Consider the following 14,007-nt stretch of genomic DNA (forward strand, 5'->3'; position numbering starts at 1 on the left):
CTGACCGAATACTCTCTACCATGTCTTTTAGCTACGTCGTGGGGCTTAGATGAGGGTGGTGGCTGTTCTACTGTACATGGCGATCACTGCTTGGAAAGTTGTTTATAAACTTTCGCCCAGTTCGATACGGTAACCCAAATCGATAGAAGGCTGCCAGTTCTCATTCCCTTTTAATCTGTCAATGAGTTGCTGGGCGGCAACTTTGCCAATTTCTTCTCTTGGAGTGATCACCGTGGCTAACTTAGGGATCATCACTTGACTGATATCATGACCATGAAAACCCGCGATAGCGATTTGTTCCGGAACCCGAATACCACGGCGTTGACATTCATAGAGGGCACCAATGGCCAAGTCATCGTTAGTACAGAAAATCCCATTAACATCAGGATGGGATTCTATCAGCTGAGTTAATAACTTTGCCCCTAACGTGAATGACGATGCTTCTTCTGTTTGCAATGATATCGGAGTAATGTCGCGAGCTTTGAGTGCATCACGATAGCCTGCCATTTTTAAACGGGTACGCTCATCCATACGGGCAGCAAAATAGGCCACGCTGCTGCACCCTTTTTTTAGCATGGTTTCCGTCATTGCTTGGGCCGCCTTATAATTATCGAACCCTACAGCTTGCTCGATTCTTGGCGAATAAGCATCCATGATTTCGACAATCGGAATACCAGCGGTTTGCAACATTTTATGTGATTTATCGGTGTGCACGTTTTCAGAAAGAATAATGGCATCAACGTTATAAGAAAGCAGCGAGGCGATGCTTTGTTCTTCTAACGCAGTACTGTATCCATAGTGAGCTATCATCGTCTGGTAACCAGCAGGCGCAGTCGCTGATTCGATGCCGCGGATCACTTCGGCAAACACTTGGTTGGTTAAAGAAGGGACTAACACACCGATGGCATGACTCTTAGCATTTGAAAGAATATCTGGCGCACGGTTGGGAATGTAGCCTAGCTCGTCAACGGCTTGTTGGATCTTATCTTTCAAAGCTTCCGAGACCAAAGCAGGGTCACGTAGGCAACGGCTAACCGTCATTTTGGTGACCCCAACGCGGTCGGCTATATCTTGTAATGTCGGTCTTTTCTTCTTTAAAGCCATAAGTGTAAGTATCGATGAGTGACATTAAGTGTTACTGGTAACATGTTACCTCTAATTCCATGAATGCTCATTCTTTTTATGTTTATGGTTTGTTTAGCTTGGTATGGCTTGTTGGTGCCGTGGTTGTTCGCTCCAAGTTAGGTGATATTTTTTCTGCTCCGGCTGGTCTATTCGAGAGTATGTGTGAGAGCCAAAATAATCGCGCTGAGCCTGTAATAAGCTAGCAGGGAGCACGTCACAACGCAGCGTATCAAAGTACTGTAGAGCAGTACTGATTCCCGGCATTGGTAAGCCAGAGAGAGCACTATCTGCGACAATTTGACGCCAGTTCATAAGGTGGTGTTGTAATTGCTTTTGAAAATAGTCAGCAAAGAGCAGGTTATCTAATTGAGGCGTTTGCTGGTAGGCGAGGGCAATATGATGCAGAAAGCCTGCGCGGATGATACAGCCGGAACGCCATATTTTAGCGATTTGGCTAAAATCGAGCTGCCAGTCTTCTTGAACGGATTTGGTCCGCATAAGATCAAACCCTTGAGCGTAAGCAACGAGTTTGGCGCAATAGAGCGAAGATTCGAGCTGTGTAATTTTGAGTGCTCTGTCGGATGATTCAATGTGACTAATGCTGCTTCCATAGCGTTGGCTAGCGGCTTCGCGCATCAATTTTTGTCCACTTTGGGCGCGGCTAAATACGGCTTGTGCGATGCAGGTGGCAGGGTTGCCTTGTTCAAGAGCGTTAATTGCCGTCCACAAGCCAGTCCCTTTTTGCTGCGCTTTATCCAGAATAACTTCGACCAAAGGGGTGCCAGTTTCTGGGTCCTTGGTTGCGAGAATATCGGCGCTTATCTCCAACAAGTAGCTGTTTAGCATACCCTGATTCCAGCGAGTAAAAACCGCACTGATCTCTGTTGCCGACATCATCAGTACTTGCGATAAGTAATGGTACGCTTCGCAAATGAGCTGCATATCAGCATATTCGATGCCGTTATGTACCATTTTTACATAATGACCGCTTCCTGCAGGACCAAGGTAGGCTGCACATGGCTCACCTGAAGAAAACGCTGAAATGGGTTGCCCACAGTCATCGACTTTTGCGGCAATGGCTTCCCACATGGGTTTGATGTGCACCCATGCCGATTGGTTGCCACTGGCCATCATGGATGGGCCGTGTCGGGCGCCTTGTTCTCCGCCTGAAACCGCAGTGCTGAAGAATTGAAGTTTGTTGTGATAATGACGTTCGCGGCGCTCTGTATCTTGCCAATGGCTGTTGCCCGTGTCGATGACGATATCTTCTGACGTTAAGCCATGTTCGATGAGCTCGTTGATGACTTGGTCGACAATTGTTCCAGCCGGGACAGAAAGTGCAATGATCCGTGGAGAGTTAAGCGATCTTAAGACCGCTGTTAGGTCATCAGCGGAGAAATATTTCCCTCTGTTGAGCTGGTTTGCCTCATGTAATGCCTGCTCCCGATGAGAAGCTGAAATATCATATCCGACAACGTTAAATTGATGGTCAAGCAAATTGAGTGCGAGGCTTCTACCCATCACACCAAGTCCAATCATGGCGATATCATAGTGACTCATACGGAATGTCCTTTTAGTGCCAAAAGGGTCTGAGTGAGAACTTGCTCGGCGTCGCCCGAAATATCGATATGTAGCGCTTCAGACTCATCTGGCTCAACGAGGGTCGCAAACTGGCTTTTGAGCATCTCTTCACCTTTAAAGTAGTGATTGGCTCTTTTTTGGTGGCGTTGCCAAATGGTGTGATAACTCCCTTTGAGATAAACAATCACAAGTTCTGGGTTTCCTTCTCGCAAGGTGGCGCGATACTCGGGTTTGAGGGCAGAGCACGCGATCACTGCTGTCGGATTATTTTTAAGCAGCTGGTTGAGTGTCTTTAACCATCCTTGACGATCTACATCATTAAGTGGAATACCCTGACGCATTTTTTCAACGTTAGCGGGTGGATGAAAATCATCGCCATCAAAAAATGGCATGTCGAGAGCATGGGCAATTTGGCTACCAATCAAGCTTTTGCCGCAGCCTGAAACACCCATCACTAGTATCTTTTTTAGTTTCATTGGACAAAACTTTCCTTAGCCTTTCACGCAAGAAAGGCTGAATAAATCATCATGTTACTCATCGTGACTATTGCCACCACATGGCAAGGTTCGGGAACAAGATGACAAGGCTTAAAACGAAAATCTGCATTGCAATAAATGGCAGTAATGAACTGAAGATCTCACCAAGACTAATATCTTTAGGCGCCACTGACTTGAGATAGAAAGCGGCAGGGCCAAATGGTGGTGACAGAAAAGACACCTGCATGTTGAGGCAGAACACCACACCAAACCAAATAGGGTCATAGCCAAGGCTGATAATAATAGGAACGAAGATCGGCATGGTTAATAGCGCCACACCAACCCAGTCGAGGAACATGCCCAGTACCAATAAAATGGCCATCATGATGAGGAGGGTGATGATTGGGCTTCCCCCACTTAGAGCCAGAATGATCTCTTTGACAAAATCTATACCGCCCATCAAGTTATAAATACCAACCAGTGCACTTGCACCAATACCAATCCACATGATCATGCCGCAGGTACGCATGGTGGCAATGGCGCTTTCCTTGAGCATAGAAAGGTTCATTTCTCCACGGATCACGGCACTGAGCATAATGCCTACAACACCTAATGCCGAAGCTTCAGTGACGGATGCTACTCCGGTATAGATACTGCCTAATACCACAGCAACTGAAAGCAGCGGGAAGAACAGCGCTTTAAAATAGCTAGGCTGAGCTTGCGTTGCTTCTTCTTCATTGTCGGAAGGGATGGGGGCTAGTGAAGGATCGAGCTTACAACGAATCAGCACATAAGCGATATAACAAGCCGCGAGGATAAAGGCAGGAACGAAAGATGCCTTAAACAGGTCACCAATTGAGACACTGGCCGTCATACCATAGATGATCAGAACGATGCTTGGTGGCAGCATGGTGCCTAATGCGCCACCAGCACAGGTGGTGCCGATTGCGAGCTTTCGGTTGTAACCAAGACGTAGCATTTGCGGCAAAGCAAGAATACCAAGCAACACGGTTTCACCACCGATCACGCCGCTCATCGAGGCCAACAATACCGCCACTAATAAGGTTTGAACGGCGACGCCGCCACGGACTTTACGTCCAACTGATTTCATGGCATCGAACAGGTCTTTGGCAATGCCTGAGCGGTCTAATAATGCGGCCATCAGCACAAACATGGGTACAGCAAGAAATACGTAACCAGAGGCAAAACTATACGTACGGCTCGCGATAAGAGGGAGGGCATCTGGCCCAAACCAAAATAGAGTAAAGAAAATGGCGACGAAGCCTGTTACAAAAGCTAACTGCATGCCCGTTAGTAGCAACGCAATCATCATCACCAGCATGAGTAGGCTGCCCCATGCTATGCCAATAGAAGATAAATCAAACATCGTTATTCTTCCTTAGCCCTGCGAGTTCTTGAACGAGGTGTAAAACATACTGAGCGACTAAGATGCACAGTGCGACAAAAATCAGCCCTTTGAGTAGTGCTGGATAGGGTGCATTGAGGACAGAGCCCGATGTTTCAAGGCGCAGTTCTCCCCACGGGGCAAACCATGCTTCATTCGCCATGGTGTATGAGGCATAAGCCAGCATCAAAGCAAAGGCGAGCCCAACAATATGGTGGACGAGATTGAGGTATTTCCGCGCTTGAGCGGAAACGGAATCGTAGATCAACACAACTCGAACGTGTTTGTCTGCAGCGAACGCGTAAATCCCGCCAATGATGAATAATGAGCCACCAAGGAAAGACGCGGTTTCATGTACCCAAGTAGTAGGGGCATCGAACACATAACGCATCACAACTTCATAAAAAGAGATAAGAACAATCAGAATAAACAGCCAACTTAAAAGCTTACTGATGCGAATGATCAGTCTATCCAGCCCGTTTTTGGGTTTTTCATCAGGTTCTGCTGGAGAATGCGGTTTGGACATAGTTGTGGTTTCCATACATCAGGAGGGCAAATGCCCTCCTATTGAGCTTGGTTTATAACAGGCCGTTTTTCTCTAAGAAGGTCGTCACGGAATCGTAAACTTTTTGCGCGTTTGGTGAACGCTCAGCAAACACTTTCCATTGAGATTTTGCGATTTCACGGAACTTCTTACGTTCTTCATCAGACCAGTTATGAATGGTGATGTCTGGGTTTGCCATGGCTTCTTTAACCGCTGCTTGGTCAGCGATCTTAAGCTGAGTGGTCATGTCGTAGGAGAAGTCACGCACTGACGTTTGCAAGATCAACTGGAGATCTTCCGGCATTTTGTCCCATTTCTTTTGCGAGATAGAAATGTCGATCAGTGGCAGAGAGTGGAAGCCCGGCTGAACTGGATGCGGGGCGATATCGTTCATACCAGCTTTTTGGTTGGTTGAGAACACCGTGTAATCCGCTGCATCAATTACGCCTTTGCTCAAACCAGTAAATACTTCTGAGCCCGGTAGGTTAACTGGTGTTGCGCCTGCTGCCGCAAAGACTTGCTGTACCAAGCCTTCAGGTGCGCGCAGTTTTAACCCTTTAAGGTCGTCAACACCGTTAAGTGGTTTTTTCGAAATGAAGGATTCAACACCCGTGGTAGAAGCGCCAATGAATTTCACACCATACGGCTTGTAAAGCTCGGTCATGAGTTCATTACCACCACCGTAGTTCATGTACTGTAGCAATTGAGTGGTGTCAGACCATGCGCCAACCATGTTACCAATAAGGCCAAACGCGGGATCCTTACCTGAGAAGTAACCCGTTGCAGTGACTTGACCATCGAGCACACCAAGTTTGATCGCACCGAGTGTCTCTGTGTGTTTAACGACAGCACCGACAGGCAGTAAATCGATATCAATTCGACCGTTAGACATTTTTTCTACCCGTTCAACCCAGTTTTGCTGAACCTTAAAGTTCAGATCACCTGATGGATCTGATGATTGGATTTTAAGCTTAAAGTCTGCTGCAAAAGCTGAGGTTGATAATAGCCCAGCAATGGTGGCTGCAAGCAAAGGTTTCGTCATCGCGTTCATGATGGGGGTCCTTTTTAACGGGTCATTTGACCCTAGTTTCACGTATCCAAATCGCAGCGACCTGCTCCTTGGTGAGGCCGGCTTATTATTTTATGTTACCGGTAACTTTGGTTGATGTTACCGGTAACACGGTGTATTTATCTACGATCATGATCACAAGATTGTATAAATGTTATTAATTTGTAGATTAGTAACAATCAGGCGCGCAAGTCACTCATTGCCGAAAAATAGATTTTAAGTGACGTGCAGAATAAAAAGATGACATTAAGACTTGGCAGTCGCTATAGTATAAAAAGTCAGCAAATTTAATAAGATAATAAAGAGGGAGAGCAACAATGACGGAGAAAAAAGTCGCTTTTATTGGGCTTGGCGTCATGGGGTATCCGATGGCTGGATTTCTGCAAAAAGCAGGTTACACGACCAAGGTATACAACCGTACTCAAGCTAAAGCAAAACAATGGGCTGAGCAATATGGTGGTCAGGCTGCTGATACGCCTCGTGAAGCCGCTTTGGATTGTGATGTTGTTTTTGTTTGTGTGGGTAATGATAACGACGTGCGAAGTGTGGTTTATGGCGAAGAGGGAATATTGGCTGGTTTGAAACCCGGAGCCGTCTTGGTCGATCATACGACAACTTCCGCAGAACTGGCTGAGGAGCTGGGGGATGCATGCCGTCAAGTGCGAAATGAATTTATTGATGCGCCTGTATCGGGTGGCCAGGCTGGGGCAGAAAATGGTGTATTGACCATCATGTGTGGTGGTGAGTCTGAAGTGTTTGCTGCTGTAGAACCGGTGATGAGTGTTTATGCGAAACAAAGCACTTTGCTTGGTAAAAATGGTCAAGGCCAGCGCTGTAAAATGGTTAATCAGATTTGCATTGGTGGCATCTTACAAGGTTTGAGCGAAGCGCTTATCTTAGCGCAGCAATCAGGCTTAGATATTCCCACCGTAGTTGAGACGCTCAAACACGGAGCGGCGGGTTCATGGCAGATGGAGAATCGCGCGGTGACTATGTCACAAGACAAATTTGATTTTGGTTTTGCTATTGATTGGATGCGTAAAGACTTAGGCTTTTGCCTACAAGAAGCCGAAAAAGCGGGCATTGCACTACCATTAACCAAACAAGTTGATGAACAATATGCTCAGTTGCAAAAAGAAGGGCTTGGCAGAATGGATACGTCTGTTTTGATCAAATCATTAAAGCAAGATTGATGAGTTAAAGGTACTTGTTTGGTTTAGAACCATTGAATCAAAAGAGGGTTTAGCGACATGCTAAACCCTCAGTTCGTTTTACAGTTTCAACCAGCTTGCTGGTTGGGCCTCTCCATCAACCACTTGCAGTTGATCATCCTTACGGAGCTCCCCAGTTTCTACATCAAGTGTTTTGATGCTTTTCGGATCGCTTGCTAACTGATTGACTTCCGTGCCGTCGTCGACGCCATCGAAGTCACTATCGCGTGAGAATGGTGACGTACCCAACTGACGTTCTTTGTCAGACATCAATCCATCACTATCTTTATCATGCGTTTGTGGGTAGCGAACGCCATTGGTGTTTGGCCCAAGCTCGCGCGCTGCAAATAATGAGTTGTGGTTGTCGTTGTTGTTGCCCCAAGTTGTAACTGAACCGTCTGCATTCAGAGTTGAAAAACCACCTTCGGCTTTGTAAATCGCTACCGCCTTCTTACTTTCTAACGTACCGTTAAACCAGTTTTCAGGCAGTTGAATGTCTGGTGTTGGTTTGCCAGTAATGTCGTAGCTTGAGATGATATCAAGTCCACGGACACCCCACTGTACAACTGAACCGTTGTTTAGTAATGCAGCAATGGTACTGGATTCAATTTTGACGTCTTTAACCTTGATATCGCCATTGAGCTTTGCGGTAGGTATTGATGTTCCGTATGGGTTGCCATAGTAATCAAGCTGGCCAAACTCACGACCCCATTGAACTAATGAGCCGTCTTTCATTTCAGCGACAAAAATATGTTCATCGGCAAATATGCGTTTGATTGGCTGCGCGGCTAGTTCGGTTTGAATCGCAGTTGGGAAATACGTATCTTGGCCCCAAGCTTGATGTTTACCGTTTGACTTAATCGCGGTAAAGCTACCTTGGTTAGCGTGAATGCTGACCACACCAGATTCCAGCTCCGATGGATCTTCTGGCATCGCTGCACCAACATAAACTAACTGTGTGTAAACCTCGTCCCAGTTAATGCCGTCTGGTGCATTTGGATCGCCATAAGGTGCTTCGAGCAACCATGATGCGTAAACATTGTTTGCACGATCTTCAAACAAGAAGTCAGGAAGATCTTTTTTGTTATAAGCTGCTGCACCACCATTGGTGACATCTCCCCACGCCAGTACTTTTCCGTCTGAACGCAGAGCAGCGAATGCAGATTCAGTACGTGCAATGGAAACGACTGCGACGCTGCCATCCAGTTGCAATGCATGATCAGAACTATCGGCACCAAAAGCAACATCACCCCATGTTATAACGGAATCGTTGCCTTTAATGGCAGCAAAAGCGCCTGCATTGGCATAGATGGCTTTCACTTTTAAGTGTTGGCTGCCAGATGGGTTAAACGGGTCTTCGCCGGGAACTTGAACTTCCAATTTGTCTTGATCTGCCGGCGACACGTTACCCCATGTCACGACTTTACCGTTATCCAGTAGTGCAGCAAATGCTTTTTCGGTGGCATGAAGTGACACGACTTTGTGTTTAGAGCCGTCAAGCTCAGCTTGGTATTTCGAAATATCGAGTTCTTCGGAATCAGGATCGCCAAACGTCACCACCGAACCGTCAGAGCGGATAGCGGCAAATACTTTTTGGCTAGCGACAATATGAACAGCAGGGTTCTTACCGTCTAAGCCTTGTGGGACAGTCACATCCTGATCGAAGTTTCGGTTATGCCAGAAAATAACCGAGCCGTCTTCACGAATTGCCGCACCGTACCATTGATTTGAGAACATCTGCACCGCAGGAGATTGACCTTGATTGATTATCTTGATTTCTGGGCGTGTATCTTCCCAGTTGTTGTCAAACCATTTCGCTCCCCAAAGGGCGATAGAGCCATCGTTGCGAAGTGCGTAGTGGCGGAACTTGTTTTCGATGATTGGGTTGTAGTTCACTTTCAGTGACGCTACACCCGGCGCTTTGATTGCATTCAAGCTGCGCTGAGTATTGGCAAAATCCAGAGTATTATTGAGATTGCGCAGTATCAGATCAGGCTTGTGATCGACCACTTGACCATTGATATGAGTCATTGGGATGCTGAAACCAGCGGCTAGTATCAGCGCTTGTAATTCCTCACTGGTGTGGTTGTTGACACTGGTGATTGGTGAATCAAATCGGCCTTGATCCGGCCATAAAACATAACCGCGCGCATAGGCTGCCAGTTCGTTGATGCCATCTATCATGGCTTGAAGTTCATCAAATACGAACTCGCCGTCATGAATAAACTGGCGGAAAGGGTATTCTTGCTGAGTATCTAGATTTTGGAATCCGGCTTGTTGCAATCCGTAGGCTACAGCACGAGGGTTATCGAGTCGGTCTAACGCCATGCTAATAAAACGGTTTGCGTTGTTCACCGCTGAGATAGTTGCGTCGACATCTAACTTGTTGTCAGTGAAGGTGACTTTGGAAGCATAGTTTGCATCAAAGGGTAGCGAAATTGTCGGAATGATCAGGCTCAGTGCTTCATTGACAGTTTCACGATCCGCTTGGGTTGCATCAGCGGCAAGTGATTGCAAGGTGGCATAAGCTTGAATCTTTTCCAGCGTTAAAGGGATGTTTAGATATTGGCCCTTGGTGACAAACAGTGGCGTTACGTCTTCTGGCGTAAGGTGAGTAAAATCAAGCGGGTTAGTATTTAACGTGGTTAATAAGGCATTAAATTCAGTTTGTTTTTCTGCATTATTCAATAACTGTGGGAAGGCGTTAAAGTAATATAACTCATTGAATTGTAGAATTTTATTCTTGGTGTCAGTGAGAGAGAATGCATCATTGCTGATGACCAATGCGTGCGTATAGTCGACATCGCGTTTCAATAGGCCTTCAAATTCACCCGATGTGTTAAGCAGGCGGAATACTTCTTTGGCGGAAAGCGCATCTTCTTGCCAATCCTCTAAGCGGTCAAAAGCTTTACCCGATAAACCGCCAGCACTGACAATAAACTCATTCTGTTCAAGGTGAGTTTTTACATCAGCCATCTCGACAAACTTAATCGTGCCTTTTTTCTGTTCTTCCGGCATTTCAGTTTCTGCGGTCGTGATGATGTCTTTGAGCGCGGTTTCGAACGCTAGATCGTCACTATCCCAGTTAACTTCAATCGCTGGGGGCGTACCGTCACTGCTTGTTTCCAGAACTTGGTGAAAATACTCTGGGATTTCAATGCCATTGGTTGAAGGGTCACCATCGCTATCAAATGACTGCAGTAGCTGGCTAATTTTTAATGGGGCTGGTAATTCGATAGGGGTTACAACAGCAACGGCCTCAGTGCGTCCAAGAGACAAATCACCAATAAAGAACTCTACGGTTTCGCCGGGTAAATATTGGAACTCGCCGTTCTGGTTGGTGAAGCCTTCCGTTGATGCGGTTTTGTACGCCAGATTCGCGACAGCGGAATCGGTGAAAATACCTATCTGTTTTTGTGCAGTAGGTGCTGTTGGTGGGGTTGAACCACTGTCAGTACCAGTGCCTGTACCGGAAGAAGTGGGCTCATCACCGCCACCTCCACCACATCCCATCAGAGTGGCGACGATAGCTACAGAAACGAGCGAACGCTTAAAAATCATTTTATTTTCCTTGAGAAATAAGTCCTGAGAACTGTTGATGTTGATGATTAAAGTTAAGTAATCCGAACGATTGCCTGTATAGATTAAATGCCTGCATTTTGATCTATGTGTGGCTGTTTGTGCTGGATTATTTATATAAATTAATATTATGATCTGATAAATAATTGTTGTGAATACTATTGATAATTACTATCATTATCAATAGCGGTTTTGTGAAATCGTAATATTTAGTGGTAAATAAGTATTTCGGACTAATTAATATGTTTAAAAAAATAACTTTGTTTTTATCGAATAAGCGTGGTGTAACTTCAATTGAGTACGGGATTTTGGCTGCGGGTCTCGCTGTCGTAATCGGTGCTGTATTGGGAGAAGATGGTGTGTTTACACAGGTGCTGGCGGATGCATTTAGCAACGTTGCTGAAGTGATTGAGGCCAATACCAGTGGTGGTTCTGAAGGGAATTAATGGCTGAAGTTACCGTCAGGTGATCGATTTGATGAGCAATCAAACCGTCACGTAGTAACTAAGCGCAAAACAAAGTAAACCTGAGCAGTTAGGCATCGGAATGTATGGGGTGTTTTCTCATGCTTTTGATGGCTTAGGTTTACGTTATAGTAAGAATTTGTAATGAAAAGTAGAGCATTAATCTATAGTTTACTTGCTGGCCTTGGTGTTGTTGGCTGGTGGTTCTATTCTCAATCACAAGCACAAGGGGTACCCTCCAGTGCTAACTCTCCGGTGGTGAACATTAAATCGGAACCTGTCGAACATCGCACGGGTACGGCTTATCTTTTGGTAACAAAACGTAAGCTTAAGCGAGGTACGATCGTCTCTTCGTCTGATCTTGAATGGCAGCCAAGCGATAACCTTTCCGGTGATCTCAACCAGTTTTTCCTTAAAGGATTGGTGGAAAATGATGAGCTGGACGGCTTTGTAGCAAGGCATGATATTGAAACGGGGAAGGTGCTGAAGAAGGCCGACTTTATCAAACCCGGTGAACACAATTATCTCTCCGCTGTTTTACGACCTGGGATGCGCGCGGTTAGTATTCCCATTGATGTTATTTCCGGGAGTTCAGGTTTGATCACTCCGGGAAACAGTGTTGATGTCATTCTTAGTACCAATCTTGAAGGTGATGGCATGTCGGGGCGTGAACTGTCTGGTTTGATCGCCAAAACCGTGCTCAAAAATGTCCGTGTTCTCGCAATCAACCAAAGTGTCGACAACCTCTCCAATATGGAAGCCTTTGATATTAAAAAACACGGCACCGCTACGCTAGAAACCAGCGCGGAACAAGCAGAGTTATTAATAGTAGCAAGAAAAATGGGTGAGCTGTCTTTGAGTTTGCGTAGCGAGTTTTCTGACTATGACGATGAAAACCAACAAACGGCGACATTAGCCAACCAGGTATTGGAACAGTTTAAAGCACCCATTGATAGCCCAAATATGGTGCTGATGCATGGGGTGAAACGTCGCAACCTGAGTATTTCAGGCAGCGGTGTTGAGGTCATAGCAGAGTAATCTAACAAGGAATTCAAATATGTTGAGTTTTAGAGTCGGCAAAGCAATGCGCTTTACGCTGACGGGACTTTTATTATCGTTGATCACGCTCATCGTGCCTTTGCAGGCAAATGCAGCAGAAGTGTCAACGACTCGCAATGCGTTGACTCTGGTTATCGGCAAGGCGAAAAAAATCACGATTGATCGCCGTGTTCATACCGTGTTTATTTCCGATCCAGATATCGCAAGCTTTCAGGCACCAACATCCAACACATTGCTGATATTTGGACGTGAAGTGGGTATGACCAGCTTATTTGTCTTAGACAAAGACGGCAATGATATTTACTCCGCTTCGATCACGGTAGCTTATGATCTTTCACATCTCACACCTATGTTGAAGCGAGAGTTTCCAACATCAAACATTCGCGTACGGGCACATGGGCAAGGAGTGATGTTAACAGGAACGGTTCCTGATGCTGTGACGGCAGCACAAGCCGTGCAGTTAACTAATGAACACCTTAAACGTGTGCTGGGGGATAAAGCGAAAAAAGAAGCTTCGGATTCAAGCAGCGAGGAAAAAAATGGCATAGGTGCGGGTGAAGGAAGTGGTGGTTTTAAGTTAGAACTGGTTACTAACCGCCTCTCCATCTCGACACCAACCCAAGTCAATATTCGTGTGCGTATTGCTGAAGTAAGCAAACAGGTGAAAGAGAACTTTGGTTTTCAGTGGAACTACGCGGCCGACACCGTGAAATCGGCTTTGGACAACCTGACTTTTGGCCTAAGCCGAGACGTGATTTGGAAGCCAGGCAACCCGATTGTAGGGGATATTGGTGATGCTGTCGGCATGGTCGATATTTTGGCTGAAGAGAACATGGTGACAGTTTTAGCTGAGCCCAACTTAACTGCAACCAGTGGCGAAACGGCATCATTTCTTGCCGGGGGAGAAGTGCCTCAGGTCATCGGTGGTGGTGAGAATGAAGCGCCAACCATAGAGTACCGTCAGTTTGGTGTCTTGCTCGCCGTGACGCCGACTATTCTGTCTGGGAACCGCATTGCACTGAAAGTAAAAACAGAAATCAGTGATTTATCGGCTGCCAACAGCGTATATACCGCTGGAGTTGTTCAATCCGGATTTGATATCCGACGCGCTGAAACCAGTGTCGAGCTGGGATCAGGACAAAGTTTTGCGTTGGCTGGGCTTGTAAAGCGCAATGTGTCTGACGAGCTACAACACCTGCCATGGATAAATCAAATTCCTGTGTTGGGTCGATTATTTGAGTCCTCAAAGTTCAAAAACAACGAAACGGAACTGGTGATCATTGCCAGTGCTTACTTGGTTGAACCCGCAGCAACGCCACTTGCTTTGCCAACGGATGAAGTACATCTCGCGAGTCCATTTGAGCGCTTGATTTTTGGGCGCACGCTCAAACCGATCGAGAACTATCAACGACCGCCAGCTGCGATTGCCAGTGAAGTATTTCAAGGCTTTGAATTTTAAGGAACCAACATGTTATTTCGTCAAACATTTTTGAT

At 46.1% G+C, this 14,007-nt stretch carries 11 protein-coding genes; 4 read left to right on the forward strand and 7 right to left on the reverse strand.

What is annotated here, in order from left to right:
• Positions 1-102: 102 nt before the first annotated feature.
• From gntR to ACQEXS_RS09105, 6 genes are all read right to left on the reverse strand, one after another.
• The gene (gene gntR / locus ACQEXS_RS09080; protein WP_427013593.1) at positions 103-1,104 is read right to left on the reverse strand and encodes a gluconate operon transcriptional repressor GntR; all 1,002 of its coding nucleotides are present in this window, start codon (positions 1,102-1,104) and stop codon (positions 103-105) included.
• A gap of 93 nt (positions 1,105-1,197) precedes the next feature.
• Positions 1,198-2,685, reverse strand: coding sequence for an NADP-dependent phosphogluconate dehydrogenase (gndA, locus tag ACQEXS_RS09085; RefSeq protein WP_427013594.1), 1,488 nt, complete (start codon positions 2,683-2,685; stop codon positions 1,198-1,200).
• Positions 2,682-3,182 carry a gluconokinase gene (locus tag ACQEXS_RS09090; protein ID WP_427013595.1) on the reverse strand — a complete coding sequence of 167 codons (501 nt, stop codon included), beginning with the start codon at positions 3,180-3,182 and terminating at the stop codon, positions 2,682-2,684. Before ACQEXS_RS09090 ends, gndA begins: the two co-directional genes overlap by 4 nt.
• A 67-nt stretch (positions 3,183-3,249) precedes the next feature.
• Positions 3,250-4,569, reverse strand: coding sequence for a TRAP transporter large permease (locus ACQEXS_RS09095; protein ID WP_427013596.1), 1,320 nt, complete (start codon positions 4,567-4,569; stop codon positions 3,250-3,252).
• Entirely contained in the window at positions 4,562-5,113 is a 552-nt protein-coding gene (locus ACQEXS_RS09100) for a TRAP transporter small permease subunit (protein ID WP_427010390.1), read from the reverse strand. The genes ACQEXS_RS09095 and ACQEXS_RS09100 overlap by 8 nt, the downstream gene beginning before the upstream one ends.
• A 52-nt stretch (positions 5,114-5,165) precedes the next feature.
• Positions 5,166-6,182, reverse strand: coding sequence for a TRAP transporter substrate-binding protein (locus ACQEXS_RS09105; protein WP_427013597.1), 1,017 nt, complete (start codon positions 6,180-6,182; stop codon positions 5,166-5,168).
• A 335-nt stretch (positions 6,183-6,517) separates the two neighbouring features.
• On the opposite strand from ACQEXS_RS09105, the gene ACQEXS_RS09110 reads away from it, so the two are divergent.
• Positions 6,518-7,393 (forward strand): NAD(P)-dependent oxidoreductase, encoded by an 876-nt coding sequence (locus ACQEXS_RS09110; protein WP_427013598.1) that lies wholly within the window; start codon positions 6,518-6,520, stop codon positions 7,391-7,393.
• 78 nt (positions 7,394-7,471) lie between these two features.
• Here the strand turns inward: ACQEXS_RS09110 and ACQEXS_RS09115 are convergent, their stop codons facing one another.
• Positions 7,472-10,972, reverse strand: coding sequence for a hypothetical protein (locus tag ACQEXS_RS09115; protein ID WP_427013599.1), 3,501 nt, complete (start codon positions 10,970-10,972; stop codon positions 7,472-7,474).
• Between the two features lie 260 nt (positions 10,973-11,232).
• On the opposite strand from ACQEXS_RS09115, the gene ACQEXS_RS09120 reads away from it, so the two are divergent.
• From ACQEXS_RS09120 to ACQEXS_RS09130, 3 genes are all read left to right on the forward strand, one after another.
• On the forward strand, positions 11,233-11,436 hold the full coding sequence (locus tag ACQEXS_RS09120) for a Flp family type IVb pilin (protein ID WP_367989396.1): 204 nt from the start codon (positions 11,233-11,235) through the stop codon (positions 11,434-11,436).
• Between the two features lie 162 nt (positions 11,437-11,598).
• Positions 11,599-12,492, forward strand: coding sequence for a Flp pilus assembly protein CpaB (gene cpaB, locus ACQEXS_RS09125; RefSeq protein WP_427010386.1), 894 nt, complete (start codon positions 11,599-11,601; stop codon positions 12,490-12,492).
• A gap of 19 nt (positions 12,493-12,511) precedes the next feature.
• Positions 12,512-13,972 carry a type II and III secretion system protein family protein gene (locus ACQEXS_RS09130; RefSeq protein WP_427013600.1) on the forward strand — a complete coding sequence of 487 codons (1,461 nt, stop codon included), beginning with the start codon at positions 12,512-12,514 and terminating at the stop codon, positions 13,970-13,972.
• The last annotated feature ends 35 nt before the right edge of the window (positions 13,973-14,007 follow it).

The sequence above is a fragment of the Vibrio sp. TRT 17S01 genome (assembly GCF_050113695.1).
Classification (GTDB): domain Bacteria; phylum Pseudomonadota; class Gammaproteobacteria; order Enterobacterales; family Vibrionaceae; genus Vibrio.

Coding starts and splice junctions, on each gene's coding strand:
- ACQEXS_RS09100 (WP_427010390.1), bottom strand. CDS start 5,113: ATGTCCAAACCGCATTCTCCAGCAGAACCTGATGAAAAACCCAAAAAC.
- cpaB (WP_427010386.1), top strand. CDS start 11,599: ATGAAAAGTAGAGCATTAATCTATAGTTTACTTGCTGGCCTTGGTGTT.
- gndA (WP_427013594.1), bottom strand. CDS start 2,685: ATGAGTCACTATGATATCGCCATGATTGGACTTGGTGTGATGGGTAGA.
- ACQEXS_RS09110 (WP_427013598.1), top strand. CDS start 6,518: ATGACGGAGAAAAAAGTCGCTTTTATTGGGCTTGGCGTCATGGGGTAT.
- ACQEXS_RS09105 (WP_427013597.1), bottom strand. CDS start 6,182: ATGAACGCGATGACGAAACCTTTGCTTGCAGCCACCATTGCTGGGCTA.
- ACQEXS_RS09090 (WP_427013595.1), bottom strand. CDS start 3,182: ATGAAACTAAAAAAGATACTAGTGATGGGTGTTTCAGGCTGCGGCAAA.
- gntR (WP_427013593.1), bottom strand. CDS start 1,104: ATGGCTTTAAAGAAGAAAAGACCGACATTACAAGATATAGCCGACCGC.
- ACQEXS_RS09120 (WP_367989396.1), top strand. CDS start 11,233: ATGTTTAAAAAAATAACTTTGTTTTTATCGAATAAGCGTGGTGTAACT.
- ACQEXS_RS09095 (WP_427013596.1), bottom strand. CDS start 4,569: ATGTTTGATTTATCTTCTATTGGCATAGCATGGGGCAGCCTACTCATG.
- ACQEXS_RS09115 (WP_427013599.1), bottom strand. CDS start 10,972: ATGATTTTTAAGCGTTCGCTCGTTTCTGTAGCTATCGTCGCCACTCTG.
- ACQEXS_RS09130 (WP_427013600.1), top strand. CDS start 12,512: ATGTTGAGTTTTAGAGTCGGCAAAGCAATGCGCTTTACGCTGACGGGA.